The sequence below is a fragment of the Micromonospora sp. NBC_00362 genome, from assembly GCF_026342155.1.
GTDB lineage: Bacteria > Actinomycetota > Actinomycetes > Mycobacteriales > Micromonosporaceae > Micromonospora > Micromonospora hortensis.
Genome location: NZ_JAPENH010000001.1, coordinates 1,473,200 through 1,499,850, shown reverse-complemented (window position 1 = coordinate 1,499,850; position 26,651 = coordinate 1,473,200). Strand labels below are relative to the sequence as shown.

18 protein-coding genes are annotated in these 26,651 nt (G+C 69.2%); 11 read left to right on the top strand and 7 right to left on the bottom strand.

Translation table 11 applies throughout. The annotated features are described in order from the left end of the window. Positions 1–4: 4 nt before the first annotated feature. Positions 5–952, bottom strand: a complete 948-nt coding sequence (locus OG992_RS06830) for a serine/threonine-protein kinase (protein ID WP_266305168.1) — start codon at positions 950–952, stop codon at positions 5–7. Between the two features lie 199 nt (positions 953–1,151). On the opposite strand from OG992_RS06830, the gene OG992_RS06825 reads away from it, so the two are divergent. The 3 genes from OG992_RS06825 to OG992_RS06815 all read left to right on the top strand — a co-directional run bounded on the left by OG992_RS06825 (position 1,152) and on the right by OG992_RS06815 (position 3,725). Beyond that, positions 1,152–1,382 (top strand): hypothetical protein, encoded by a 231-nt coding sequence (locus tag OG992_RS06825; protein ID WP_238682799.1) that lies wholly within the window; start codon positions 1,152–1,154, stop codon positions 1,380–1,382. Between the two features lie 113 nt (positions 1,383–1,495). Beyond that, positions 1,496–2,242, top strand: a complete 747-nt coding sequence (locus OG992_RS06820) for a response regulator transcription factor (RefSeq protein ID WP_238682800.1) — start codon at positions 1,496–1,498, stop codon at positions 2,240–2,242. After that, complete coding sequence (locus tag OG992_RS06815) at positions 2,220–3,725, top strand: cell wall metabolism sensor histidine kinase WalK (RefSeq protein ID WP_266302705.1); 1,506 nt, start codon at positions 2,220–2,222, stop codon at positions 3,723–3,725. The genes OG992_RS06820 and OG992_RS06815 overlap by 23 nt, the downstream gene beginning before the upstream one ends. Positions 3,726–3,750: 25 nt before the next feature. On the opposite strand, the gene OG992_RS06810 is transcribed toward OG992_RS06815, so the two are convergent. Further along, positions 3,751–4,599 carry an arginase family protein gene (locus tag OG992_RS06810; RefSeq protein WP_266305167.1) on the bottom strand — a complete coding sequence of 283 codons (849 nt, stop codon included), beginning with the start codon at positions 4,597–4,599 and terminating at the stop codon, positions 3,751–3,753. A 202-nt stretch (positions 4,600–4,801) separates the two neighbouring features. On the opposite strand from OG992_RS06810, the gene OG992_RS06805 reads away from it, so the two are divergent. The 4 genes from OG992_RS06805 (at position 4,802) to OG992_RS06790 (ending at position 9,916) form a co-directional block, all read left to right on the top strand. Further along, positions 4,802–4,951 carry a hypothetical protein gene (locus OG992_RS06805; RefSeq protein ID WP_165947858.1) on the top strand — a complete coding sequence of 50 codons (150 nt, stop codon included), beginning with the start codon at positions 4,802–4,804 and terminating at the stop codon, positions 4,949–4,951. Between the two features lie 17 nt (positions 4,952–4,968). Next, positions 4,969–6,399, top strand: coding sequence for a bifunctional 2-polyprenyl-6-hydroxyphenol methylase/3-demethylubiquinol 3-O-methyltransferase UbiG (locus OG992_RS06800; RefSeq protein WP_266302704.1), 1,431 nt, complete (start codon positions 4,969–4,971; stop codon positions 6,397–6,399). Beyond that, the gene (locus tag OG992_RS06795) at positions 6,392–8,446 is read left to right on the top strand and encodes a sulfatase-like hydrolase/transferase (protein ID WP_266302703.1); all 2,055 of its coding nucleotides are present in this window, start codon (positions 6,392–6,394) and stop codon (positions 8,444–8,446) included. The genes OG992_RS06800 and OG992_RS06795 overlap by 8 nt, the downstream gene beginning before the upstream one ends. A 186-nt stretch (positions 8,447–8,632) precedes the next feature. Next, positions 8,633–9,916 carry a citrate synthase gene (locus OG992_RS06790; protein WP_112698363.1) on the top strand — a complete coding sequence of 428 codons (1,284 nt, stop codon included), beginning with the start codon at positions 8,633–8,635 and terminating at the stop codon, positions 9,914–9,916. A 273-nt stretch (positions 9,917–10,189) separates the two neighbouring features. Here OG992_RS06790 and OG992_RS06785 read toward each other — a convergent pair whose 3' ends face one another. Further along, entirely contained in the window at positions 10,190–10,834 is a 645-nt protein-coding gene (locus OG992_RS06785; protein WP_238682804.1) for a maleylpyruvate isomerase N-terminal domain-containing protein, read from the bottom strand. A gap of 620 nt (positions 10,835–11,454) precedes the next feature. Then, complete coding sequence (locus OG992_RS06780; protein ID WP_266305166.1) at positions 11,455–12,726, bottom strand: glycosyltransferase family 4 protein; 1,272 nt, start codon at positions 12,724–12,726, stop codon at positions 11,455–11,457. A gap of 481 nt (positions 12,727–13,207) precedes the next feature. Between OG992_RS06780 and glgX the strand changes: the two genes are divergently transcribed. The 3 genes from glgX to treZ are packed head-to-tail and all read left to right on the top strand — an operon-like array spanning position 13,208 to position 19,354. Then, the gene (glgX, locus tag OG992_RS06775; protein WP_238685955.1) at positions 13,208–15,325 is read left to right on the top strand and encodes a glycogen debranching protein GlgX; all 2,118 of its coding nucleotides are present in this window, start codon (positions 13,208–13,210) and stop codon (positions 15,323–15,325) included. Position 15,326: 1 nt separating this feature from the next. After that, positions 15,327–17,630 carry a malto-oligosyltrehalose synthase gene (treY, locus tag OG992_RS06770; RefSeq protein WP_266302702.1) on the top strand — a complete coding sequence of 768 codons (2,304 nt, stop codon included), beginning with the start codon at positions 15,327–15,329 and terminating at the stop codon, positions 17,628–17,630. Continuing rightward, positions 17,630–19,354, top strand: a complete 1,725-nt coding sequence (gene treZ, locus OG992_RS06765; protein ID WP_266302701.1) for a malto-oligosyltrehalose trehalohydrolase — start codon at positions 17,630–17,632, stop codon at positions 19,352–19,354. The genes treY and treZ overlap by 1 nt, the downstream gene beginning before the upstream one ends. A gap of 201 nt (positions 19,355–19,555) precedes the next feature. Here treZ and OG992_RS06760 read toward each other — a convergent pair whose 3' ends face one another. The 3 genes from OG992_RS06760 to OG992_RS06750 form a co-directional block, all read right to left on the bottom strand. After that, positions 19,556–22,597, bottom strand: a complete 3,042-nt coding sequence (locus OG992_RS06760; protein ID WP_266302700.1) for a COR domain-containing protein — start codon at positions 22,595–22,597, stop codon at positions 19,556–19,558. A 521-nt stretch (positions 22,598–23,118) separates the two neighbouring features. Beyond that, positions 23,119–23,628, bottom strand: a complete 510-nt coding sequence (locus OG992_RS06755) for an NUDIX hydrolase (RefSeq protein WP_266302699.1) — start codon at positions 23,626–23,628, stop codon at positions 23,119–23,121. 39 nt (positions 23,629–23,667) lie between these two features. After that, positions 23,668–25,014 (bottom strand): hypothetical protein, encoded by a 1,347-nt coding sequence (locus tag OG992_RS06750; RefSeq protein WP_266302698.1) that lies wholly within the window; start codon positions 25,012–25,014, stop codon positions 23,668–23,670. Positions 25,015–25,397: 383 nt separating this feature from the next. On the opposite strand from OG992_RS06750, the gene OG992_RS06745 reads away from it, so the two are divergent. Then, positions 25,398–26,642: a helix-turn-helix domain-containing protein gene (locus OG992_RS06745; RefSeq protein ID WP_266302697.1), complete on the top strand. Its 1,245-nt coding sequence runs from the start codon at positions 25,398–25,400 to the stop codon at positions 26,640–26,642. The last annotated feature ends 9 nt before the right edge of the window (positions 26,643–26,651 follow it).

Below are 26,651 nucleotides of genomic sequence, written 5' to 3'. Positions count from 1 at the left end.
CCGGTCAGCGCCCGGCGGGCAGGTTCGGCTCGTCCACCAGCGCCACGGCCTCGGTGGCTTCGGCGGCGGCCCGTTCGGTCCACGGCGACGTGGGGACCGGCCGGCGGGTCGTCGGGATCGTCATCGGCACGTACACCCGGGCGTCCACGGCCTCGGCCAGCAGCAGCGCGGCGACCAGGCTGGTCGGACGGTGCCGGGGGTCGTCGGCGAGGCAGGAGTGGCACAGTTCGGCGACCTCTGGCGGGAGCCCGGCGATGTCGGGCAGCGGCTCCGGTGGCCGACGGCGGCGTACGTCGAGCAGTTCCTTCGAGGTCGTCGCGCGGTACGGCAGGCGGGCGGTGAGGCTGTAGTAGAGCAGCACGCCGAGGGCGTACATGTCGGCCGCGGGGGTGGCGGGCGCCTCGTCCAGCTGCTCGGGCGCCAGGTACGCCGGGGTGCCCAGCACCATCCCGGTCGGCAACGGGTCCGGAGAGCCGGCGGCGATGGCGATGCCGAAGTCGAGCACCTTCACCCCGGCTGGGGTGAGCATGACGTTGGCCGGCTTGACGTCGCGGTGCACGATGCCCTCGGCGTGCGCGGCTGCCAGCGCGGCGGCGACCTCCGCGCAGACCCGCACCGCGATCTGCCACTCCAGCGGCCCGGCGCGCAGGTGCACGGCGAGCGTCTCACCCTCGGCCAGCTCCATGACGATGTAGGGCACCGGCCGGCCGGGCCACGTCGAGGAGGTGCCGAAGTCGTGGACGCTGGCCACGTTGGGGTGCTCCAGGCGGGCAGCCGACCGGGCCTCCGCCCGGATACGGTCCACCGGGCCGTCCCGGTTGTCGTGGCCGGGCGAGATGAGCTTCACCGCGACCGGCCGGTCCAGCACCTGGTCGTAGGCCCGCCACACCTCGGACATCCCACCCACACCGATGCGCTGTTCGAGCCGGTACCGCCCGTCCAGCATCCGCATCGACCGCTCCTCGCCCTCGCCCCGCCGACGGCGGGTGCTCAGGTGCCGGTACCCGAGCGCCGAGCTGGGCAAACCGTAGCCCGATTCGGGGTGGACGGCCCCGCGCACCTCGCTGCGCCACGGCGGTAGGTGCGGTAGCTTGCGAGCCAGAGCCGGTGTCACCGATTGTGCCGGCACGGTCACCGGAGGGGACGCCACGATGGGCGAGGTCACCGTACGCTTCGTCGGTGGGCCCGCGGACGGCCTGGTCCGGCTGCTGCCGGCCGGGTCGGACGGCGCCCCGCCCCACCGTTGGATCATGCGTCATCCGGACGGCACGGGCCCGGTGCAGCCCGGTCCCGATCACCTCTACGAGCGCGACCGGCCCGACGAGGCCGGCGGCTGGAGCATGCGGTTCGTGCGCACCGACGCGTACGGGGTGTCCGAGTGACCACGAGGCGGGGCTGACCGGTGGGGTCGCCGGCGTCGCGTCGGCCCGGCCGCACAGCTCGCGCACAGCCTCCGCAGGGGCGCGGCACAGGCGCGGCGGCCACCATGGGGCCCATGGTCATGAACGGGCAGGTCGCGCCGAGCCGGATCGAGCTGCGTCGCCCCGACGGTGAACCCGTCCGGGTGCTGGTGGTCGACGACGAACCAACGCTCACCGACCTGCTGTCGATGGCCCTTCGCTACGAGGGTTGGCAGGTCCGCACCGCCGGCAACGGAATGGCGGCGTTGGGTACCGCCCGACAGTTCCAGCCGGACGCCGTGGTGCTCGACGTGATGCTGCCGGACCTGGACGGCTTCCAGGTGCTGCGCCGGCTGCGCGAGCACGCCCCCACCGTGCCGGTGCTCTTCCTGACCGCCCGCGACGCGGTCGAGGAGCGCATCGCCGGGTTGACCGTCGGCGGCGACGACTACGTCACCAAACCGTTCAGCCTGGAGGAGGTGATCGCCCGGCTGCGTGCGCTGCTGCGCCGCTCCGGGCTGGCGATCGCCGCCCGGGAGGAGGCGGTGCTGACCGTCGGTGACCTCAGCCTCGACGAGGACAGCCATGAGGTCCGCCGGGCCGGCCAGCTCGTCACCCTCACCGCGACCGAGTTCGAGCTGCTGCGTTACCTGATGCGCAACCCGCGCCGGGTGCTCAGCAAGGCGCAGATCCTCGACCGGGTGTGGAACTACGACTTCGGTGGCCAGGCCAACGTGGTGGAGCTGTACATCTCGTACCTGCGCAAGAAGATCGACGCCGGCCGCGCGCCGATGATCCACACGCTGCGTGGCGCGGGCTATGTCCTCAAACCCGCCGAGTAGGCGCCGCCCGCTGCGCGCCGCCCGCGGGTGGCTGGCCGGGCGCTCCCTGCGTACCCGACTGGTGTTCGCCCTGCTCGCGCTACTGGCGTTGGTCAGCGTCGCCATCGGTGGCCTGACCACTGTGGCGCTGCGGCACTTCCTGATCGACCGGCTCGACGCGCAGTTGGCCCCCGCCACGGCCATGCGGGGCGACCGGCCGGGACGGCCGGCGTTTCCCGGCAACGGACCGGGCATCCCAGCCGGGCTACCGTCCGGCGCGGTGGTCGCCGAGATCACCGACGGCCGGGTGACCAGCGCCCGGACCCTCACCAAGAGCGTCTCCAGCGCCGATCCGTTCCCCGACGAGCAGTCCGTCCCGGTGGGGGAGGTCGCCGTGCTGGCGGACCTGCCGGTCGACACCAGACCACGCACCGTCGACCTCGGCGACCGTGGCGACTACCGGGCCGTGGCCCGGCAGTACTGGGATGGCCGGGTACGCGTCGTCGCGGTCCCCCTCTCCGGCGTCCAGGAGACCGTCTGGGCGCTGGTCGCCGCCCAGGCCGGGGTGGCCGCGGTCGGGTTGCTGCTCGCCGGTGTGGCGGGCGCGCTGATCGTGCGGGCGACCCTGCGACCGCTCAACCGGGTGGCCGCCACCGCCACCCGCGTCACCGAGCTGCCCCTGGACCGGGGGGAGGTGGCGCTCGCCGTCCGGGTCCCGGTCGCCGACACCGACCCGCGCACGGAGGTCGGTCAGGTCGGCGCGGCGCTGAACCGGATGCTGGGCCACGTCGCCGACGCGCTCTCCGCCCGGCAGGCCAGCGAGACCCGGGTACGCCAGTTCGTCGCCGACGCCAGCCACGAACTGCGGACGCCTCTCGCGGCGATCCGCGGCTACGCCGAGGTGGCCCGGCGTGGCCGTGACGAGGTCCCCGCCGACGTGGCACACGCGCTGCGTCGGGTGGAGTCGGAGAGCACCCGGATGACCAGCCTCGTCGACGACCTGCTGCTGCTAGCCCGCCTCGACACCGGTCGGCCGCTCGCTGTCGAACCGGTGGACCTGACCGCCCTGGTGGTGGACGCGGTCAGTGACGCGCACGTCGCCGGTCCCGAGCACCGCTGGCAGCTCGCACTGCCCGAGGTGGCGATCCGGGTGCCCGGCGACGCCGCCCGACTGCACCAGGTGGTGGCGAACCTGCTCACCAACGCCCGGGTGCACACCCCGCCCGGCAGCACTGTCACCACCACGCTGGCCGTCGACGCCGCCAGTGCCGTGCTCACTGTCGCCGACGACGGGCCGGGGGTGCCGGTGGAGCTGCAACCGGAGATGTTCGAGCGGTTCGCCCGGGGCGACAGCTCCCGGTCTCGTGCGCACGGCAGCACCGGCCTCGGCCTCGCGATCGTCGCGGCGGTGGTGGAGGCCCACCACGGCACTGTCGGGGTGGACAGCCGTCCAGGTCGAACACTGTTCACCGTCCGGCTGCCGAATGCCACAGCCGACGCATAGTCGGCGCACGGCACACCGGCGCCGGTCAGCTGACCAGCATCTCGGTGAGGACCTCGACGACGCGTCGGGCGTGCCGCCCGTCGGGGTCCTCGTCGGTGTTCAGGTCGGTCACGCTCATCCCGAGCAGCCGGTCGGCGCGGGCCAACGGCGTGACCAGCGCGATCAGGTCCGCCCAGCGCGGGCCGTCCGGTTCGGGGTAGGTCACCGCGGGCAGGTCGCGCGGGTCCACCACGTCCAGGTCGAGGTGTAGCCAGGCGGGTCCGTCCCCGTCGGCGGCCAGGCTCGCGCCGACCGTCGCCGCGCCCCGGCGCCGCACCTCGGCGGCGTTGACCTGGTGGATCGCCGGGTCGATGCGGGCCGCCTCGACCCGGCTGCTCTCGTCGGTGGCCGGGCGGTGCCCGAGCAGGTGGACGCGGCCGGGCTCGATCAGCGCGCCGCCGGGGCCGACGGCGGCGGCGGGGCCGTTCCCGGTGACCACCGAGAGGTCCATGTCGGCGGCCTCACCGGTCGGTGAGGTAGTGCCGTCGAGGAAGTCCGGGTGGGCGTCGACGAACCACAGGTCGGTCGCCGGGGGTAGGGCCCGGCAGATGCCGGGCAGGATCGCGCAGTCGCCGCCGAGCACCAGTGGTCGGTGGCCGTCCGCGATCAGCGCGCCGACCCGCGCGGCGATGGCGCCGCCGGCCCGGACCAGGCCCGCCGCGCCGATAACCCCGCTGGCCGGGTCGCGGTGGGGGTCGCGCAGTCGTGCCTCGTCGATCCGACCGTCGTCGTCGGCGGCCAGGGCCTCGCGCAGGCCGGCGCGGCGCAGCGCGGCAGGGGCCCGCTCCTCGCCGCGCCCGGCCCCGGAGGAGTCCAGCGGCGCGTCCACGATCATCCAGCGCACGTCCGCAGCGTACCGGCGGAATCGGCCGGTCCCGGCCACATTCTGTGGCGAGGCTGGGAGTACGCCGATGTGCCCGCGACACCGACGACGACCGGCGTACGGTGAGGGACAAGTCCGGCTTTCTGGGTCAAAAGCCTCATCGGTGTACGCCCTGGGACGCCGGTGTCGAGGCGGCGAGGGCAAGGAGCGATCGGTGGAACATCTGGCCTACCTGGACGCGGGGTCCGGCAGCCTGATCGTGCAGGCGGTCGTCGGTGGGGTGGCTGGCGCCGCGGTCGCCGCGAAACTTTACTGGCGACGGCTGGTCGACCGGTTCCGCCGGCAACCCACCGACCAGCGCTGAGCGGGCCAGCCCCGACGATGGCGATCTCACCCACCGAGGTACGGCCCGAGCCGGCCTCCTTCCGCGACCCCGCCAACCGGGTCTTCCACGTCGGCGACGAGGTGCTGCGCGGGCTGGACCCCCAGGCCGCCGCGCACTGGCGGGCACTGACCGGCAGCACGTTCTTCCCGGCGCTCGTCGCCGCGCGCAAGGTCTGCGCCACCGAGGACGCCCCGCCCACCCTGGTGCCGGCCGCTAGCGGAACACCGTGGGCGGCAGTGCTTCGCCACGAGCGCATCCCGTTCGTCTCCCACCCGTACGAGTGGTCGTTCAGCATGCTGCGCGACGCCGCCCTGCTGCACCTGGAGATCCTGACAGCCGCGCTCGGCGAGGGTTTCACCACGAAGGACGGCTCGGCGTACAACCTCCAGTGGCGCGGCGCGCAACCGGTCTTCATCGACATCGGCTCCTTCGAGCCGGTCCGCGACGGCGAACCGTGGGCCGGCTACCGGCAGTTCTGCCAGACAGTGCTCTATCCGCTGATGCTCACCGCCCACCTGGGCGTCGACTTCCAACCGTGGCTGCGCGCCCGGGTCGACGGCATCGAGGCCGACGAGCTACGGCCACTCTTCAACGGCGCCCGCCGGCTGCGCCCCGGCGTGCTGACCCATCTGCACCTGCACGGGGCCATGCAGCACCGCAACGCCGCCGCCAGCACCACCGAGGTACGCGACCAACTGCGGGCCGCCGGCTTCTCCCGGGAGCTGTTGCTCGCCACCGTACGCGGCATCGAGAAACTGGTCCGCAAGCTGGACCGCCGCCCGCCCGGGAGTCACTGGTCGGACTACCAACGCACCTGCGGCTACTCGGCCCGCGACCGGGTGGCGAAGGAGCAGTTCGTGGCCGTCGCGGTCGCCGCCGGCACCCGCCCCCACCTGGTGCTCGACCTCGGCGCCAACGACGGCCGGTACTCCCGGCTGGCGGCCGGGCACGCCGACTACGTGGTCGCTGTCGAGCAGGACCCGACCGTCGTCGACGAGCTGTACCGACAGCTGCGCTCCGAGGGCCAGCGCCGCATCCTGCCGCTGGTGCTGGACCTGGCCGACCCCTCGCCGGGTGGCGGCTGGCGGGGCGTCGAGCGGGCCGGCTTCGCCGAGCGGGCGTCCGCCGACGTGGTGCTCGCCCTGGCCGTGGTGCACCACCTGGCGATCGGGCGCAACGTGCCGCTCTCGGAGGTCGTCGACTGGCTGGCCGGGCTGACCGCGCCGGGGGGCGCGGTGGTGGTGGAGTTCGTCCACCCGGAGGACCCGATGGCGACCCGGCTGCTGGCCAACAAGCCCGCCGGTCTCTTCCCGGACTACCGACGCGACACCTTCGAGACGTTGCTCGCCGCCCGGGGACGGATCACCGACCGGCTGGAACTGCCCTCGGGCACCCGCACGCTCTACCGGGCGGTGATGGGTGGTTGAACCGGCCTCCGTCGCCCCGCCGGCCCCGGAGCACCGCCCGCCGCCGGCCCCCGGACGGTGGGACCGGGGTTGGCGAGGTGAACTGGGCCGGCTGCTGGAGATCGTCGCGCTGGTCGGTCTCGTGGTCACCCAGCCACTGCTGGACGTGCTCGGCCGCAGCCCCGACTTCTTCCTCTTCCACCGCGCCGACCCGGCCCAGATCCTGCTGCTGCTCGCCCTGGTGACGGTGCTCCCGACAGTCGCGGTGGCGCTGCTCGGCGCCCTCAGTCGACTGGCCGGCCGGACCGCCCGCGCCCTCACCCACACCGCGCTGGTCGGGCTGCTGGTCGCCGCCCTCGCCGTGCAGGTGGGCCGACACGTGACGCCACTTCGGGGCGTACCGCTGCTGCTGGTGGCAGTGCTGGCCGGAGTCGCCGGCGCTGCCACGCACCGGCGGTGGCGGGCGCCGGGCCGGGTGCTGCGACTGGCCGCCGCCGGTCCGGTGGCCTTCGTGGCGCTCTTCCTGTTCGCCTCACCCACCTCGGCAGTGGTCCTGCCGCGCGGCGACGGCGGCACTGCCGGCACCGCGCAGGGCTCGGCCGTGCACCCGCCGGTGGTCATGCTGATCCTCGACGAACTGCCGCTGGTCAGCCTGCTCGGCACGGACGGGAAGATCGACGCCGGGCGGTACCCGCACTTCGCCGAGCTGGCCGCCGGCTCCACCTGGTACCGCAACTCCACCGGCGTCAGCGGGTGGACGCCCAACGCGTTGCCGGCGATGCTCACTGGCCGCTACCCGGCCAAGCCGGTCGCCCCGCACTACTCGCAGTACCCGGACAACATCTTCACCGCCTTCGGCGGCCTGTACGACGTCCGCGCCGAGGAGAGCATCACCCGGCTCTGCCCGCCCAGTCGCTGCGAGCAGCCGGTCACCCCTGAGCAGGGGCTCGGCGTGCTGGTCCGGGAGACCGGCAAGCTGCTCGGCCGGGTCGCCGGGCCGACGGAGAGCGCCGTCGACCCGGAGGACTCCTACCGCGAGCAGACCCGCGCCGAAGCCGGTCTGGACGCCGCCGAACCGGTGCCGGCCGACCCGACGTTCCGCTGGGACAGCCTGGACGACAACCAACCGGCCCGGTTCACCAGCTTCCTCGCCGGGCTGAAGCCGACGAACCGGCCCACCCTGCACTTCCTGCACCTGCTGATGCCGCACTCCCCGTGGGCGTACCTGCCGTCCGGGGCGCGCTACGACGCCCCTGAGGACCTGCCCAACGACGGCGCCGGGTGGGTCGACCTGGCCCGGCAGCGGCACCTCGCCCAGCTCGGCTACACCGACCGGCTGATCGGCGAGACGCTGCGGACGCTGCGCGCCAACGGCCTCTACGACCAGGCCCTCGTCGTGGTGACCGCCGACCACGGGGTCAGCTTCCGCCCCGGCGCGCAGGGCCGGGGCATGGACGCCATCAAGGCCGCAGCCGGCGAGGTCGCCTGGGTGCCGACGTTCGTCAAGGAACCCCGGCAACAGACCGGCCGGGTGGACGACCGCAACTGGGAACACGTCGACCTGCTGCCGACAGTGGCCGACGAGGCCGGCGTCCGGCTGCCCTGGCGGGTCGACGGGCGCTCCGCCCGGCAGACCCCCCGCACCGACGGTACGAAGCACTTCTACGACCGCCCCGGCGAACCGGTCACCTTCCCCGGTGGCGTGCCCGCGCCGCCACCCCTGCCGACACCCCACCCCCTGGTCGGCACCGAGGTACGCGCCGGCCCCACCGCCGGCAGCGCACGGGTCGCCGACCTGGCCGCGTTCACCGCCACGGACCCGGACACCGGCACCCTCCCGGCGCTCGTCTGGGGCGACGTCCCGGACCGGATCCCGGACGGCACACTGCTCGCCGTCGCCGTCAACGGCCGCATCGGGGCCGTCGTCCCGGTGGTGCCCGCCGACCCCGGCGGACGCCGGTTCGCCGCGCTGCTCGCCGACGACAAGCTCTTCCACGCCGGCACCAACCAGCTCGACGTCTTCCAGGTCGCGACAGACGGTACGCTGCGACGCCTCGCCCTGTCGTGACCTGGCTTCGGGGGTCGGTCCGGTCCGGTCCCGACTGTCGGGATGCCGGGTTTCCCGGCCGCCCGGTCGGGAATCGGGTGACGCATACCTCACCGCCGAACCACGGCGGACGTTGTCCCCCGAGCCGCAATTACGGTAGAAGCGAAGGCAATTCAACGTAGATCTGCCGGCGAAGCGAGGAACCACATGACGGAAGTCAAGCTCGATCACCCCGGTGGGCAGCTGTCGATGCCGGTGCATCCTGCGGTCGAGGGCCCCGCCGGTATCGGGGTGAGCAAGCTGCTGAAGGAAACCGGGATGACCACGTACGACCCCGGTTTCGTCAACACCGCCGCTGCCTCATCCGCGATCACCTACATCGACGGCGACGCGGGCATCCTGCGTTACCGGGGGTACCCGATCGAGCAGCTGGCCGAGAAGTCCTCCTTCCTGGAGGTCTCCTACCTGCTCATCTACGGTGAGCTGCCGACCGAGCAGCAGCTGACCGAGTTCACCGAGTGGATTCGGCGGCACTCGCTGCTGCACGAGGAGATGCGCCGCTTCTTCGACGGCTTCCCCCGGGACGCCCACCCGATGGCGGTGCTCTCGTCCGCGGTGAGCGCCCTGTCCACCTTCTACCAGGACAGCCTGGACCCGTTCGACTCCGAGCACGTGGAGATCTCCACGGTCCGGCTGATGGCGAAGGTTCCCACCATCGCCTCGTACGCGTACAAGAAGTCCATCGGTCAGCCGCTGCTGTACCCGGACAACTCGCTGGGGTACGTGGACAACCTGCTGCGGATGACGTTCGGCGTGCCGGCGGAGCCGTACGAGGTCGACCCGGTGATGTCGAAGGTGCTGGACATGCTCTTCGTCCTGCACGCCGACCACGAGCAGAACTGCTCCACGTCGACCGTCCGCCTGGTCGGTTCCAGCAACGCCAACCTGTTCGCCTCGGTCTCGGCCGGCGTGAACGCGCTGTTCGGCCCCCTGCACGGTGGCGCGAACCAGGCGGTGCTGGAGATGCTCCAGCAGATCCACGCCGGCGACGGCGACGTCCGGTCCTTCGTCCGCAAGGTCAAGGACAAGCAGGACGGCGTCAAGCTGATGGGCTTCGGCCACCGGGTCTACAAGAACTACGACCCGCGGGCGGCGATCGTCAAGAAGGCCGCGCAGGACGTGCTGGGCCGGATGGCCAAGCCCGACCCGCTGCTGGACATCGCCATGGAGTTGGAGGAGATCGCCCTCGCCGACGACTTCTTCGTCTCCCGTCGGCTCTACCCGAACGTGGACTTCTACACCGGCCTGATCTACAAGGCCATGGGTTTCCCGACCAAGATGTTCACGGTGCTCTTCGCGCTCGGCCGGCTCCCCGGCTGGATCGCCCAGTGGCGCGAGATGATCAACGACCCGGAGACCAAGATCGGCCGTCCGCGGCAGGTCTACGTCGGCTCCGCCGAGCGGGACTACGTCCCCTTCGGCGAGCGCTGACCCGCTCCTCGCTACACCAGCAGGCCGTCGACCCCTCCGGGTCGGCGGCCTGCCGCCTTTCCGCGCTCCGCGCTGCCCCGCCCCGGCATGATCGACTCGGGTTCCTTGAGGCACGGTGTCCGTGCTCCGCGCCGCCCCGCGTCGGTATGATCGACTCGGGTTCCTTGAAGGCGCGGTGTCCGTGGCGCCGGAACACCGCGCCCTTCAGGAAGCCGAGTCGATCACCCGCGGGGGCGGTCCCGGGCGGCGGATGATCACCGACGGGGCGGCCGGTCAGAAGGCGGAGATGTCCTGGGCCCGCTCGCTGCGGCTGAGCGCGCTGATCAGTGCGGACTGGCCACGGCGGCGCACGGCCAGTCGGACCAGCAGGTCGCGTACCGGGTCGAAGACGTCCGCCGGGAACTCCGGCGTAGGGACGCCGATGCTCACCGCGAGGTCGTCGGAGTGGACCACGATCTCGAGCTGACGGGTGAGCAGGAAGTCGCCGCGCCGCAGCGCCCAGCCTTGCCACGGGATCGGCACGACCTCACGGGCGGCACCCCGGGAGAGCAGGTCGCCGACCTCCGCCAAGGCCCGGGCGGAACGGGCGTGCAGGTCGGCCGGCCCGCGTGCGGCGTCGGCCTCGTCGGAGCCGGAGGCGACCGTGTTCTTGTCCGGAGACCCCTCGGAGACCCAGGCGGCCCGCTCGTAATGGTTGTCGGCCGCCTCCAACACCGGCAGGTCGGTCGGCGTCGGCAGTAGCTCCGCCGCCCGGACCGCCTGACGTCCCAGGTGGCACGCGAGGCCACCCACGGACAGGTGGGGCAGCGCACTCGGGTCTGACCACCGCTCGGTCACCTCGGGGCGTCGGATCAGGTCCAGTGCGATCGAGGCGGCGACCGGAAAGCTGGCATCCAGGGCGTCGACAGGGCGAGACATCCGCACATTCTGACAGCCCCGATCGACATCCACCGAGCTGTACGGCCCCGGTCAGGCGGTCAGGCGGTCAGGCGGCCCGACGGCCCGACGGCCCGACGGCCCGGCGGTCCGACGGCCCGACACTGAGCGGTGCGGCCGGCGTCCAGCGGCGAGCTACCCGGCCGGCGCCCGCGCGCACCGCGCCCGGCACCGCAGCCCAACAGCCCAGCGCTGAGCGGTGCGCTGCGCTCCTCAGCGCATGATCGACTCGGCTTTCAGGAAGTCGGGGAGTCCCCAGCACCAGGACAACCCGATTTCAAGAAAGCCGAGTCGATCAACCGCAAGTCGGGGGGTCCCCAGCACCGGGACGCCCCGACTTCAAGAAGACCGAGTCGATCAACCCGGCCCGAACCCGGCCGGCCCGAACCCGGCCGGCCCGAACCCGGCCCGGCCCGAACCCGGCCCGGCCCGAACCCGGCCCGGCCCGGCCCGGCCCGAACCCGGCCCGGCCCGGCCCGAACCCGGCCCGGCCTGAGCCCGGCCCGAGTCCGAGCCCGGCCTGAGCCCGGCCCGAGTCCGAGTCCGGCCTGAGCCCGGCCTGAGCCTGAGCCCGAGCCGGAGTCGGGCCTGGAGGACGAAGGTCAGCGCAGGCCGGCGGCGGCGAGCAGGTTGCCCTCGGGCAGCGCCGGGAGGGCCCGGCCCTGCGACATCCGCTGCTCGGCGCGTTCGGCGGTGAACGCGGCGTCGTGGTGGATGGCGGCGGCGTAGCTGGCGGCGGTGCGTTGGGCGATCGCTGCCCAGCCGTACTGGTCGTGGACCATCCGGCGGGCGCGGCGGGCCATGACGCGGGAACGGTCGGCATCCGACAGCAGCGCGTCCACGGCGTCGGTGAGGCTGTCCGGGTCGTGCGGGCGGAAGGTCATCCCGGTGACGCCCGGCTCGACGATCTCGCCGAGGCCTCCGGTGGCGGCGACGGCCAGGGGAGCGCCGGCCGCGGCGCCTTCCAGGGCCACCATGCCGAACGGCTCGTAGATGCTCGGCACGACGAAGCAGTCGGACGCGGCCATCAGGGCCGGCAGGTCGGTGCCGCCCAGGAAGCCCGGCATGGTGACCATGCCGCCGAGGCCGCGGCGGTGCACCTCGGCCTCCAACTCGGCGCGGTACGGGCCGTCACCGGCGATCACCGCACGCAGCCCGGGGTGCCGCTCGCGCAGCCGGGGGAGTGCCTCGATCAGGTGTTGGACGCCCTTCTCGTACACCAGGCGGCCGGCGAAGGTGACCAGCGGGCCGTCCGCGGCGAAGCGGGCGCGGGCGGCGGCCACGGCACGGGCGGGCACCCGCCAGCGGTGCGGCTCCACGCCGTTGGCGACGACGTCGACCCGTCCGGCCGGTACGCCGAACAGCGCGTTCACCTCGTCGCGCATGTACCCGGAGCAGACGATCACCCGGTTGGACTCGCTGCTGAGCCACTGCTCGACGCCGTGGATGGTGCGGTTCATCTCCTCCGGCAACCAGCCCTGGTGCCGACCGGCCTCGGTGGCGTGGATCGTGCTGACCAGCGGGATGTCCAGGTGGTCGCGCAACGTCATGGCGGTGTGCGCGACGAGCCAGTCGTGGGCGTGGATGACGTCGTACGAGCCGGCCTGGGTGGCGCGCAGGGCGGTGCGGGTGAGGGTGTGGTTGAAGGCCATCGTCCAGGCCAGCAGCGAGCCGGTGGCGAGCGGGAAGGCCACCGGGTCCTCGGGGGCCCGCAGGATGCGTACGCCGTCGGCGTACTCCTCCAGGGGCGCGCCCTCGGAGTGGCGGGTGACGACGGTGACCTCGTGGCCGGCGGCGGCGAGGGCGACGGAGAGCGCGTGCACGTGTCGACCGAGACCGCCGACGAGCACCGGCGGGTACTCCCAGGACAGCATGAGGATGCGGCGGGTCTGCGGGGGCACCCCGGGGCCGGACTGCGCCGGCACTGGCGTGCCGGGCTGCGCGGTGGGACCGGACTGCGCGGGGGGCCGGGAAGTCAGGGTGGGCCGGTGGGCCCGGTCCTTGGTGGCAGCGAGCTGCTCGTCGACCCGCAGTGTCACATCAATCTCCGTCCATGCATGGTGAAGCGCGCCGGCGTCAGTGGCGGCGGAGCGAGAGGTGTAAGGGGTGGCCGAGGGCCTGGCGGGACGCACGCGGACGCTTGCCCCCGAACAAGGAAAGTCCATCGGACCCGAGAACGCACCTCGAAAAGGGTCATCGTGACGGAGGACACCCGAGTGGTGTAGCGCGCATCAGACGGGCGGTTTTCGCCCGTCGCCTGAAAGGATGGATTGGCGCGTCCGGGCCGGGGGCACTACCTGCGTGCGCGCGGGCGATCTCGGCCGGTGCGCACATAACCATGGTCTAAGGAGCGACATGCAGGTCTGGCCGGGCGAGCGGTACCCCCTGGGCGCCACCTACGACGGGATGGGCACCAACTTCGCCATCTTCTCCGAGGTGGCCGAGCGGATCGAGTTGTGCCTCTTCGACGAGTGGGACACCGGCGCGGAACGCCGCGTCGAGCTGCGCGAGGTGGACGCCTACGTGTGGCACGCGTACCTGCCGGGCATCGAACCGGGCCAGCGCTACGGCTACCGGGTGTACGGCCCGTACGACCAGGCGAACGGGCTGCGCTGCAACCCGCACAAGCTGCTGATCGACCCGTACGCCAAGGCCATCGACGGTGACGTGGAGTGGGACCCGGCGGTCTACGACTACGACCTGAACGAGCCGGAGCGGATGTCGGAGACCGACTCGGCGCCGTTCATGCCGAAGTCGGTGGTGGTCAACCCGTACTTCGACTGGGGCAACGACAAGCCGCCGCGCACCCCTTACCACCACTCGGTGATCTACGAGGCGCACGTGCGTGGGCTGACCATGCGCCACCCGGACATCCCGGAGGAGCTGCGCGGCACGTACGCGGGCATCGCCTCCCCGCCGATGATCGACTACCTGACCCGGCTCGGGGTGACGGCGATCGAGCTGATGCCGGTGCACCAGTTCATCCACGACAACCGGCTCGTCGACCTGGGGCTGCGCAACTACTGGGGTTACAACACCATCGGCTTCTTCGCCCCGCACCACGGCTACTCCGCGCTGGGCCGGACCGGCCAGCAGGTGCAGGAGTTCCGGGGCATGGTCAAGGCGCTGCACGCGGCCGGCATCGAGGTCATCCTCGACGTGGTCTACAACCACACCGCCGAGGGCAACCACCTCGGCCCGACGCTGAGCTTCAAGGGCGTCGACGCCCCGAGCTACTACCGGCTCAGCGAGGAGGACCGCCGCTACTTCGTCGACTACACCGGCACCGGCAACAGCCTCAACGTTCGCAGCCCGCACTCGCTGCAACTGATCATGGATTCGCTGCGCTACTGGGTGACCGAGATGCACGTCGACGGCTTCCGCTTCGACCTGGCGGCCACCCTGGCCCGCGAGTTCTACGAGGTGGACCGGCTCTCCACCTTCTTCGAGGTGGTGCAGCAGGACCCGGTGGTCAGCCAGGTCAAGCTCATCGCCGAACCGTGGGACGTCGGCCCCGGCGGCTACCAGGTGGGCAACTTCCCGCCGCTGTGGACGGAGTGGAACGGCAAGTACCGCGACACCGTAAGGGACTTCTGGCGCGGCGAGCCGGCCACCCTCGCCGAGTTCGCGTCCCGGATCTCCGGCTCCGCCGACCTCTACCAGGACGACGGCCGCCGACCGTTCCACAGCATCAACTTCGTCACCGTGCACGACGGGTTCACCCTCAACGACCTGGTGTCCTACAACGACAAGCACAACGAGGCCAACGGCGAGGAAAACCGCGACGGCGAGAGCCACAACCGGTCCTGGAACTGCGGGGTGGAGGGCGACACCGACGACGAGGCGGTCCTCGCGTTGCGGGCCAAGCAGCGGCGCAACTTCCTGGCCACCCTGATGCTGTCGCAGGGCGTGCCGATGATCGGCCACGGTGACGAACTGGGCCGCACCCAGCACGGCAACAACAACGTCTACTGCCAGGACAGCGAGCTGGCCTGGGTCGACTGGGACAACGCCGACGAGCAACTCCTGGAGTTCGTGCAGACGCTCACCGCGTTCCGCAAGCGTCACCAGGTGTTCCGCCGTCGCCGGTTCTTCACCGGCCTGCCGGTGAACGGGCGCGGCATCGACGAGCCGCTGCCCGACCTGGCCTGGTACACCCCGGACGGGCGGGAGATGACCGGCGAGGACTGGGGCAACGACTTCGGCCGCTCGGTGGCGCTCTTCGTCAACGGCGAAGGCATCCGCGAACGCGGCCAGTACGGCCAGAAGCACCACGACGCGTCGTTCCTGCTCTGCTTCAACGCCCACGACGCGCCCCTGGACTTCACCATGCCCGGCAGCGAGTACGGCCAGAAGTGGGAACGGGTGATCAGCACCGCCGAACCCGAGCCGGACGACGCCACGGTGATCAGCGCGGGCGGCACCATCCGGGTGCCGGACCGCTCCCTCGTCGTGCTGGAGAGGACGATCTGACATGACGGCCACCCCTCCCACTGCCACCTACCGGATCCAGGTCCGCCCCGGCTTCGACCTGGACGCCACCGCCGCGATCGTCGACTACCTGGACGACCTCGGCGTCAGCCACCTCTACAGCGCCCCGCTGCTGACCGCCGCCCCCGGCTCCCAGCACGGCTACGACGTGGTCGACCACCGGGCCGTCAACCCGGAACTGGGCGGGGAGGCCGCCCGGCAGCGGCTGCTGGCCGCCCTGCGCGACAAGCAGCTCGGCCTGGTCGTCGACATCGTGCCCAACCACGCCGGGGTCGCCGTACCGGCCGCCAACCCGGCCTGGTGGGACGTGCTGCGCCGGGGGCGCGACTCGGCGTACGCCGACTGGTTCGACATCGACTGGGACCGGGGCCGGCTGCTACTGCCGGTGCTGGGCGACGACTCGGCTGCCCTCGACGACCTGAAGGTGGTCGACGGGGAGCTGCGCTACCACGAGCACCGCTTCCCGGTCGCCGACGGCACCGGCGACGGCAGCGCCCGCGAGGTGCACGACCGGCAGCACTACGAGCTGGTCTCCTGGCGGCGCGGTGACGCCGAGCTGACGTACCGCCGGTTCTTCGCCATCGCGGGCCTGGCGGGTCTGCGCGTGGAGGACCCGGCGGTCTTCGCCGCCACCCATGAGCTGATCCTGCGCTGGGCCGCCGCCGGGGAGGTCGACGGCATCCGCGTCGACCACCCGGACGGCCTGCGCGACCCGGCCGGCTACCTGGCCCGGTTGCGGGCCGCCGCGCCGGACGCCTGGCTCGTGGTGGAGAAGATCCTGGAGTACGGCGAGGAGCTGCCGGACTGGCCGGTGGACGGCACCACCGGCTACGACGCCCTGGCCGCTGTCGGCGGGCTCTTCGTCGACACCGACGCCGAGGGTGACTTCACCGCGCTGGACAACCGCCTCACCGGGCAGCACACCTCCTGGGAGGACCTGACCCACACCACCAAGCTGGCCGCCGCCACCCAACTGCTCGCCGCCGAGCTGACCCGGCTGGCCGCCCTCGCCCCCGAGGTGCCCACCGAGCAGGCCCGCGTGGCGTTCGCCGAGCTGGCCGCAGCGTTCGCCGTCTACCGGGGCTACCCGCCGCACGGCGCCCGGCACCTCGCCGCCGCCCGCTCCGAGGCCGGCCGCCGCCGCCCCGACCTGGCCGGCGCCCTGGACGCTGTCACCCGCCGACTGCGCAACCCCGACGACGAGCTGGCCCAACGCTTCCCGCAGCTCACCGGCGCGGTGATGGCCAAGGGCGTGGAGGACACCGCGTTCTACCGCTGGACCCGGTTCGTGGCGCTCAACGAGGTCGGCGACGACCCCTCCCACTTCGGGGTGCCGCCAGCGGAGTTCCACCGCTTCGCCAACGCCCAACAGGTCCGCTGGCCCGCCAGCATGACCACCCTCTCCACCCACGACACCAAACGCGGCGAGGACGTCCGCGCCCGCCTCGCCGTGCTCAGCGAACTGCCGGGCCGCTGGGCCGAGCAGGTCAAGACCTGGATGGAGTACGCGCCACTGCCCGACCCGGCGTTCGCCCACCTGCTCTGGCAGACCGCCGTCGGCGCGTGGCCGATCGAGCGGGAACGGCTGCACGCGTACGTCGAGAAGGCCGCCCGGGAGGCCGGGGCCTCGACCAGTTGGGCGGACCCCGACCCGGCCTTCGAACAGGCAGTGCACGCAGTGGTCGACCAGATGTACGACGACCCGAGCCTGCACGACGAGCTGACCGAACTCGCCGCCGCGATCGCCCCGGCCGGCTGGTGCAACTCGCTCGGGCAGAAGCTGATCCAACTCACCATGCCCGGTGTGCCGGACACCTACCAGGGCACCGAGCTGTGGGACAACTCCCTCGTCGACCCGGACAACCGCCGCCCGGTCGACTTCGACGTACGCCGAGAGCTGCTGGCACGCATCGACGGCGGCTGGCGTCCCCCGGTCGACACCGACGGAGCGGCGAAGCTGCTCGTCGTGTCGCGGACCCTGCGGCTGCGGCGGGCGCATCCCGAGCTGTTCACCACCTACCGGCCGGTGCCCGCGCACGGGCCGGTGGGCCGACACGTGGTGGCCTTCGACCGGGGCGGCGCGATCGCCGTGGCGACCCGGCTGCCGCTGGGCCTGGCACGCGCCGGTGGGTGGTGTGACACAGCTCTGTCACTTCCCGTTCACGAGATGAAGGACCTGTTCACCGGCCGGGTCTACAGTGGCGGGGAGACCCCTCTGGACGACCTTCTGGCCGACTATCCCGTGGCTCTGCTGACTCCTTCCACCACTTCCGTGGAGGCTGCGTGATGACCGAATTCAGCGTGTGGGCGCCGGACGCCGAGCGGGTGCGGCTGCGCCTCGCCGGCGACACCGACCACGAGATGCGCGCCGCCGCCGACGGCTGGTGGCGGGTCGAGGTGCCCGACGCCGGCCTCGACTACTCCTTTCTGCTGAACGACGACGAAACCCCACTGCCCGACCCCCGGTCACCGTGGCAGCCTGCGGGAGTGCACGGGCCGAGCCGCCGCTACGACCACGCCGACTTCGCGTGGTCCGACAGCGCGTGGACCGGCCGGCAACTGCCCGGGAGCATCCTCTACGAGCTGCACATCGGCACCTTCACCCCGGAAGGCACCTTCGACGCGGCCATCGACCGCCTCGACCACCTCGTGTCCCTGGGCGTCGACCTGATCGAACTGCTCCCGATCAACGCCTTCAACGGCGAACACAACTGGGGGTACGACGGCGTCTGCTGGTACGCCCCACACGAGCCCTACGGCGGCCCCGACGGCCTGAAACGGTTCGTCGACGCCGCCCACGCTCGCGGTCTGGGGGTGATCCTCGACGTTGTCTACAACCATTTCGGGCCCTCCGGGGCCTACGCGCCGCAGTTCGGGCCCTACCTCGCCGAGCAGAGCAACAGTTGGGGCCGCTCGATCAACCTGGACGGCCCGCACTCCGACGAGGTACGCCGCTACATCATCGACAGCGTGCTCATGTGGCTGCGCGACTACCACGTCGACGGCCTACGTCTGGACGCCGTCCACGCCCTGCACGACTCGCGGGCCGTTCCCATCCTGGAAGAGCTGGCCGTTTCCGTCGAGTCGCTGTCGACGCACCTGGGTCGGCCGCTGTCGCTCATCGCCGAGTCCGACCTCAATGACCCGCGGGTCATCACCCCGCGCGAGGCGGGTGGGTTCGGGCTGCACGCCCAGTGGAACGACGACGCGCACCACGCCCTGCACACGTTGCTGACGGGGGAGCGGCAGGGGTACTACGGGGACTTCGGCTCCCTGGAGACGCTGTCGGACGTGTTGACCGGTGGGTTCTTCCATGCCGGCACCTGGTCCAGCTTCCGCAACCGGCACCACGGGCGGCCTGTTGATCCTCGGGTGCCGGGGCACCGGTTCGTGGCCTACCTACAGAACCACGACCAGATCGGGAACCGGGCTACCGGGGATCGGATCTCGGCTTCTCTGTCGCCTTCACTGCTGCGCGTTGGGGCCACGTTGCTGTTGACGGCGCCGTTCACTCCCATGCTGTTCATGGGGGAGGAGTGGGCCGCTTCAACGCCTTGGCAGTTCTTCACCTCGCATCCGGAGCCGGAGCTGGCCTCCGCGGTGCGGACCGGGCGGCGGCGGGAGTTCGCCGCGCACGGGTGGCCTGAAGGGGACGTGCCCGATCCGCAGGACCCGGAGACGTTCGTGCGGTCGCGGTTGGACTGGGCCGAGCTGGACAAGCCTGAGCATGCTTCGATGTTGGCGTTCTACCAGCGGTTGATCGGGTTGCGTCGGTCTCTTCCTGATCTGTCGGATCCTCGGTTGAACGCTGTCTCTGTGCAGCACGGAGACCAGTTCTTGGTGATGCGGCGGGGGGACACGCTTGTCGTGGCGAACCTGGCTGGGCGGGGGCAGGGGGTGTCGCTGCCCGGGGTTGCGCGGCGGGTTTTGCTGGCTACGGGGGAGGGGGTCACGGTCATGCGGGACCGGATCCAGTTGCCGGCGGAGACTGCGGCGATCGTGGCGCTCTAATGCGAGTGCGGGCAGCGCGCCGGGGGCATGTCCAAAGTTGGTCGAGGTTCGGATGTCGTGCGGCTCTGGATCCCACCGCTAGAGCGCAGAGCAGTGATCATGGAAAGTCTTCCCATGATCCAAGGTGGTTATCCTGGTCAGCGGCAGGGGCATGCGGAGATTCGGCCTGTCGTTCAAGGGCCAACGATTCGCGCGTAACCGCTATGTATTCTCTGGTACGGCGGGACGAAGAGGAACGGCCGCCAAATGATGATCTGGTTGGCGGTTCGACTTCTGCTCTTCGGAAGCTCGCTGCCGCGGAGTCGGTCTTGCTGCAACTCGCCCCGTGCGCTCGCTGCTGTTAGTTTCCAAATCCTGTAACCGCGTCGGTGAATTGGGCAATTCCGGCAATCCGGGATCATATTCGTGATAATGGCGGGGGCAGACCCAGAGCAGTTCTCCTGACGGTGCTTGAACCCTGCGCAGGTCTCCGAACGACCGGTTCTCGTCATATTTGAAGAGCAAGGATCGTAGCCCTCGGAGGGCTTGTCCTTCAGGCTTTGTGAGTTCGTTCTTCGGCAACTCCCCCAAACGTTCCTGCCGCTCTACCTCGGCCGGTAGCTTCTCGGCAAGCACCTTCATTAATTCGATTCGCTTCGACAGGTCGTCTACCGCTTGCCGTGGAAGCGCAATCCCCGATACCGCACCAACAATCGGGACGGCCAAGCGCAGGGTTTTGAGTACGAAGTTCGCGTAAGGGGCGATCCTTACCAGCCACTCTCTCTCCTGCTTAAGCTCGTATGTAGCGGGTTGCCAAGGGTGCCACTCCCCTGGGTGCTCGCACCATAGGGTCAGGTAGACTAATTGAAAAGTTAGGCGACGCTCACGAAGCATGGCCGCTGGTACAAGTGGCCCTGTATTCCGAGGAGGCAACGCCAGGGTAAACATGCGTGGACAATCAGATACCTCAGCTGAGACCACCTTCAAGACTCTTCTTAGAGAGTCCGCGCTCTGTGCCGCGAACACCTCCACTCGCTGCACACTGCCCTCCATCCTCCCTACGCTCGCGTGAATTGCATCCAGTTCCTCATGCAGGGCCTCTAGATGAGATCGAATTTCTACTTGGCTGGTGTTAAAGCCGGTAAGCAGTACAGAGATGTCGTGGTCGTGATCGCACTCCAAGCAATCGCGCGTAATGCTGCCTCCTTCCCGGCGCCTGAGCAAGCCGTTAAGTGGAAATTCTCCCGTGCAACCGGGTGTCGGGCAGGGTACAAGGAACTGATAATGGAGTCCGGGCCACCGTCCTCGAAGCATATGCTCCAAGCTATCCCGCAGAACGTTGAAGAACAGGTCCGGCGACGGTGCACGAACCTGCATGATAAGTCGCCGGTCCTGCTGTAGCTCGATTAGAGCCTCAGATGCATAAGCTGACGTCGGGTGTCGCAAGAAGACGCCATTTCGCCAATGTTTACCCGTCGACGAATTGTGATGTCTAACGGTAAGCCAAGCCACGATACCTGGTGCCGATTCTTGCAACTTGCAAACCAGTGTCACTACTCGAACGTTAGCCGATACTGGCGTTCGGAAAACCCATGGCAAGACCGGTCGTGAATGAGGGACAAGCTGGGCGATCAAGCTCTTCTTCTCGCGCTCCTCAAGCCGGTAAGAAATGTCGAACTTTTCCATAAGGCGCAAGAAGTACGGATGATGTCTTGACGGGTAGACCTCGCCCTCGGTTCGGTCTTGCCAGATCGTTCGGAGGCGAGCGTGGTCGAGGACGCCGTTAGCTTCTCTGGTCGGGACGTCTTCTAGAACGTAGGCAATTGCTTTCGTCAACCACTCTGGGTTCAGGACAACAATATCGCGCAGTCCTTCATCGTCGCCGTAGTAGATAATGTGCCCCAAGTCGTGCAACAGCTCTGCAAGAGTAATGGTCTCCTCTTCATCAAGATGCTGTGATTTGCATGCTTCAACAAAATCAGCCCACGATATCTGGGGCTCACTTTGGTAACGGGCAAGTACATCATCGCGGGCAGCGATCCAACGAGGACTTAGCATCCTTCCCATCTGCGGTAGGTTTGCAGCCTCTTTTGCAATCTCAGACCGAAGCGCTGATATGCCGTATCCACTCTGGTTGTCAACCGGAAACTGTCCAGACAGCATGTTGGGGAATGACTGCTTAAGCTGCTCGAAGTCAATCTCGGGATTGCGTTCATCGCAGTGGGTAGGCACCAGGATGGCACGCGCATCGTGGCCGACGCGCAGCCTTACGCGGCTGAGCCAGCCCTCAACCTCACTTTGCTCCTGCCCCTTACGTGCGTTCCATACAAGAATGTATAGAGCCCGTCGACTAAAGAAGAATTGATGGGTGATTCTGTAGACTTCCTGCCCTCCGAAGTCCCAGGCGCGGACCGTCATTTCAGAATCGAGGTCAGGATGGTTGAATAGGAGGGGGTGTATCTCAAGGCCATGGGTTGTGTTGCGGTTCTTTACGAATTTCTCATCCTTCAGAGCGGCAAGGAGTGAGGTCTTGCCAACGGCACCCTCCCCTACGATCAGTACCTTCGCCTCGTAATGCGGCACCGCGTCTTCGAGGCTTCGAAGATAAGCATCAAGAGCATCTATTCCTCGCGAGACTAGGTCTGGCAATGGGTCCGCCAGAGGATTCCTTGCAATCGAAAAGGAAATTGATCGGCTGAGCAGTTGGGCTACTTCTCTCGGTAATTCAGTTATCAAATTTCCGTCTAGCTCAAGCTTGTCTAACTTTGTAAGGTGGCCAATTTCTGGCGGCAACTCCTTCAGTCTGTTGTTGCTGAGGTAAAGCCGGCGCAAATTTGTAAGGTGACCAATCTCTGGGGGGAGAAATGCTAACTTGTTGTTTCGAAGATCGAGTTGCTCAAGATTCCGTAGCCGAAACAACTCGCTGGGGAGCACTTCAATCTTGTTGCCGTCGAGATCAAGCTCGCGAAGCTCTGAAAGCTGCCCGATTTCGGGCGGCAGTTCGGTGATGTGATTATCGTCTAGGTAAAGCTCTTCGAGTTTTCGAAGCTCGCCAATCTCTTTGGGTAGAGATGAGAGTACGTTGTTCCGTACGTCTAGTTCAGTCAGATTGATTAGATGCCCTAGCCCAGGTGGAAGGCTTTTCAAGCGATTGTGGATAAGATAAAGTCTCTCGAGATCGCCTAGCTCGCTGATCGCTGCCGGAAGGCTTTGCAGGCCCCACCCGGAGAAGCGTACATATCCGTCACGGCGGGCGCGCTCCACGTCGGCTGAGGTGAACTTGTGGTTCGCGCTATCCGAGGTATCGATTTTCGGCTCCTCAGGTCCTGCAGCACTTAGACATGCGTCATCCCCTCGGTAGCGGCAGCGCCGCTAGGAAGGGCAAGCCCGACCGTAGCGAGCATCTTGGCTCAGGTCGACCTAGGTTTCCAGTCGAGAAACGTCGGATTGCTGACAGATTTCATCGCAGCCGCGCTGGGCAGAGTGCGATCGGTGGTTCCCGCATCTGGTTTTGCACGGATGAAGTCCGACCAGGAGTGTCGCCCCTAGAACACCTACGACACCGGCTCATGATCGAGCTGCGTCTTAGCTTGTGCCTGTCGTAGTCGGCTAACCTGCAGACAGGACGGACCTTTGGACGCGCAGATGCGGGATGTGCTCGATGTAGGCCGTGCGATCGTGCGTGTCGAGGTCCGTCAGGTGTCACAACAGCGGGCACCAAGCGGCTGACGGTCGAGAAAGTCGACGAAGTTGCCGCGCTATGTTGGCTCCTGCGGCTCTCTCACCTAATCCCGGGAGGCCGATCCGAAGCCCTGACGGGGGTCCGAGCCGCCGGCTAAGTAGATCGGGGTGCGGCTTCTCCGTGCCTGGATCGCTGAGAGGACTCGGGGAGCAACCTTGGCCGGTAGACGCAGCTTGGCAGCCTCCGCTGAGAAGAAGGCGACGTCTTCTAGTTCATTCCGGGGCAAGTTGATTCCGTCCAGTCCGACGATGTTGCCGCAGTCAAACGTGTAGCTGATGAGCGTGCGGGGTCGCTGTCCAGTTGGCGGTGCCCAATCCACTACAAGCAGGTCGCCCACCGCCAGGGCAAAGCCCAACTCCTCTCGGATCTCGCGGGCACAGGCATCATGTGGGAATTCACCTTCGTCCACGTAGCCGCCGGGAAAAGCCCAGTGGTCGCGGTACGTGGGCTTGACGAGCAGCACGTTGCCCGCCGGGTCGGTGATGAAGGCTGCGGCGGCGGCGTAGAAGGAAGCCAGGTTGGCATACCAGGTGGCGGGTTCCGTCCAGGTCACATCTGTGACGCTAGCCGACTGTCTGGGCGTGCTCCCGCTCTAGATCGCTGCCGGCATGGCCGCGAGGGTATGCAGGACATCTTTGACTTGGGGCGATGCCTGCTGCGGGCTGAGGGCAGTAGTGAGTTCGCGGACGCGTTGTTGAACACGTGCCGACTGGATGCCCGCACTATGCTGCGCTAGCTTCCGGCCCCAGTCGCAGGCGGCATCGGTGTTTCCAGCGCGCGCATGGGTCACCGCGATGAGGGCAGTGTGCAGGGCACGAGTCCGCGTGTTCTCGCTGCCCAGGGCGAGCGCTTCGGGAACATGTCGAAGCGCCTGTGTGTAGAGATGCAGGTCGCCGAGGCACCTTAGCGCCGTCCCGGCCAGGTGGGCAGGGCTGAAGTAGCCGACCCAGCGCGGACCGAGGTCTGTGCCCGCTTGGTCGAGAGCACGCTCAGCCCTGGCGAGGGCGAGCTGGCAGGCACGTCGCTCGCCTGACTGTCCGTACGCGGTAGCGGCGGTGGCATGCAGCCGAGCGAGTACTGTGGCAGGTGCACGGCGGGCTCCGTCAATGGCTGCTTCGACGAGCCGGGCCGCCTCCCGGGCGTGGCCCAAGAACACAGCCTGCGTGGCGAGATTCGCAAGCAGGTGGGCGCCGTAAAGGTGGTCATTAGCTGCCTTCGCGAGCCGCAGGCCGAGGGTCACATGATGTTGCGCGGTGGCATGATCGCCCGCGTCATACGACATGAAGGCGAGTTGGCCGGAGAGTGTCGCCCCTGCACGCATGAGGTCGCGCCCCACGGTATCGCTATAGGCGCCGCGCAACATTGGCGCGACCTGACGCACGAGAAGGTCGGCCATGACCGAACGGGTGCGCGGAGAGCCGCTGCCGTGTCGTCGATCAAAATCGATGAAGTGGTCCGCCAGCGCGTACAGCGATTGAACGTCGGTCGAGGTGACCTGTTGCCGGCCGCTGCGGCTGACCGTCTCGTCTGGCAGGTCATACCGCCAGCCGAGCGCCGCCTCAAGGGCTCTGCCGCTGTTGAACACCCCGCTGGCATGTTGGTTGAGGTGCTTGGCCAGCCTCGTCCAGATCTGCTCAGCGGTATCGATCGCCCCATCGACGGACGCAGGGTAGACACTCATTCCGGTGCTGTCCGCCGCGCCGAAGCCCAGCTCTGTGAACGCGACGGAGCGACCGAGCTTGCGGGCCAGTGTTTCTGCCATGGCCGTCTGGACGTGCTCGCCAGGTCTGCGACCTCGCAACCACCAGTAAACGCTGGCGGCGTCGTACCGCCAGATGCCCTGGCCGCGACCGGTGTGATTGAGCTGGCGAGCAAAGGCGCCGTGGGCGTTACCGTAGCCGGCGGCGATTAACAGTTCCTCGAACGGTGCGTTGGTCACCGGTCGCGCCATGGTTCCGCCTCCAGACATCAGCCAACTACTACTAGTGATTGAGCCTATGGGTTGGCTCGGTCCTCTGAAGACCCTGCACAACGCCGCGCAACCCGCGCGTGAGCAGCGCAATCGGACGCATCGCTTGCCACCTGGTCTGCAGCAGGGCAGCCGGCTTCGCTGGTCAAGGGAGTTCGTGGGTGGCGGCGAGGATATTTCGCCGTCCTAGCTGACGGAGGTGGGCGTGCAAGGCGACGAGCCGGTGAGCAAGGGTGGGCAGTCGGAGGCTGCTGAGCGCGAGGCTGCCAAGCAACGCCTCTTAACGCAGGTCGACGCGGAGCGCGTACCCGTGGAGGACACGACCCGCGCGGTCCCGGACCGGCGGTGGCGGCGTGACCAACGATGACGTGCCGATCGGCCGGCGGGTGGCGCGGTGGCGGGTGCGGCGGTCGATGACGCAGCAGATGCTTGCCGATCGGCTGCGGAGGTCGAAGAGTTGGGTGGACAAGGTGGAGCGGGGTGTGCGCGCCCTGGACCGGTACTCGGTGATCCAGGAGCTGGCCCATGTCCTGCGGGTCGATCCGGAGGTGCTGCTCGGCCAGCAGCGGCCAATGCCTGCCGGCCCCCTGGACGGGGTGGACGACATCCGGGCCGCGCTCGCCCGCTACGACACCCCGCGAGCCCCACGGGAGACGGACGAGCTGAGAAGGCAGGTCGGGTACGCCTGGTTGAGCTACCAGCACGCGCACTACGGGCAGTTGGTGCGGGTCCTGCCGAGTCTGCTCGACACCGTTCAGGGCGCCCAGACACCGGAGCTGCTGGTGCAGGCGTACCGAATCACCTCATCGCTGCTGGTGAAGCTCGGTGAGGCCGACCTCGGCTGGTTGGCCGCCGACCGGGCGATGTCCACCGCGGGCGACGACCGGATCCTGGCGGCGACGGCGGCCATCTCGGTGGCCCAGGCGCTGCGTGCTTCGGGCCGCGACAGCCTCGCCTTGGCCGCGACGTTCGCCGCCGCGAACCGCATCACCCCCACCCCAACACACCCTCGTGATCATGAGGTTGACGGGCCTTTAGAAGATCTATTCGACCGTCAACCTCATGATCACCGGGGCGGGGGCAGGGGCGAGCCGCAGCGGTCGGCGGGGGAGTGGGCCGTGGGTGGGGCGCTGCTGCTCCAGGCCGCCCTGGCCGCCGTCGGTTGCGGCGACACCCGCCGTGCCGACGAGCTGATCGACCGGGCTGCGGGGGTCGCCGCCGGGCTCAGGGGGTACGACGATGTGCACCGGACCAGCTTCGGGCCGATCGCCGTCGACGTGGCGCGGGTGGTCGTGGCGGCGCAACGGGGTGATGCCATCGAGGCGTTACAAAGGCACGGGACGGTGATTCGGCGGGAGGCGTGGCGGCGGTTGCCGGCCGAGTATCGGGGCGCGTACCTAGTGGACGTCGCGCGGGCGTACCTGCAGATGGGTGACCTGCGCGGGGCCGCACGGGCCTTGGTGGACGCGGACAGCGTCGCGCCGGCCGAGGTTCGGTGTCGGCCATTGGCGCGTACCGTGATCGCCGATGTTGCCCGCGCGCAGCCGGCGCCGGCCGGCGTGGCGCGACTCGCCACGCTGGTCGGGCTCACGAGCTGAAAGGTCGCC

What these genes read in the sequence shown, in the direction of transcription:
- OG992_RS06830 (WP_266305168.1), bottom strand. Translation starts at nt 952, where the DNA reads ATGCGGATGCTGGACGGGCGGTACCGGCTCGAACAGCGCATCGGTGTG.
- OG992_RS06825 (WP_238682799.1), top strand. Translation starts at nt 1,152, where the DNA reads ATGGGCGAGGTCACCGTACGCTTCGTCGGTGGGCCCGCGGACGGCCTG.
- OG992_RS06820 (WP_238682800.1), top strand. Translation starts at nt 1,496, where the DNA reads ATGGTCATGAACGGGCAGGTCGCGCCGAGCCGGATCGAGCTGCGTCGC.
- OG992_RS06815 (WP_266302705.1), top strand. Translation starts at nt 2,220, where the DNA reads ATGTCCTCAAACCCGCCGAGTAGGCGCCGCCCGCTGCGCGCCGCCCGC.
- OG992_RS06810 (WP_266305167.1), bottom strand. Translation starts at nt 4,599, where the DNA reads ATGATCGTGGACGCGCCGCTGGACTCCTCCGGGGCCGGGCGCGGCGAG.
- OG992_RS06800 (WP_266302704.1), top strand. Translation starts at nt 4,969, where the DNA reads ATGGCGATCTCACCCACCGAGGTACGGCCCGAGCCGGCCTCCTTCCGC.
- OG992_RS06790 (WP_112698363.1), top strand. Translation starts at nt 8,633, where the DNA reads ATGACGGAAGTCAAGCTCGATCACCCCGGTGGGCAGCTGTCGATGCCG.
- OG992_RS06785 (WP_238682804.1), bottom strand. Translation starts at nt 10,834, where the DNA reads ATGTCTCGCCCTGTCGACGCCCTGGATGCCAGCTTTCCGGTCGCCGCC.
- OG992_RS06780 (WP_266305166.1), bottom strand. Translation starts at nt 12,726, where the DNA reads ATGCTGTCCTGGGAGTACCCGCCGGTGCTCGTCGGCGGTCTCGGTCGA.
- glgX (WP_238685955.1), top strand. Translation starts at nt 13,208, where the DNA reads ATGCAGGTCTGGCCGGGCGAGCGGTACCCCCTGGGCGCCACCTACGAC.
- treY (WP_266302702.1), top strand. Translation starts at nt 15,327, where the DNA reads ATGACGGCCACCCCTCCCACTGCCACCTACCGGATCCAGGTCCGCCCC.
- treZ (WP_266302701.1), top strand. Translation starts at nt 17,630, where the DNA reads ATGACCGAATTCAGCGTGTGGGCGCCGGACGCCGAGCGGGTGCGGCTG.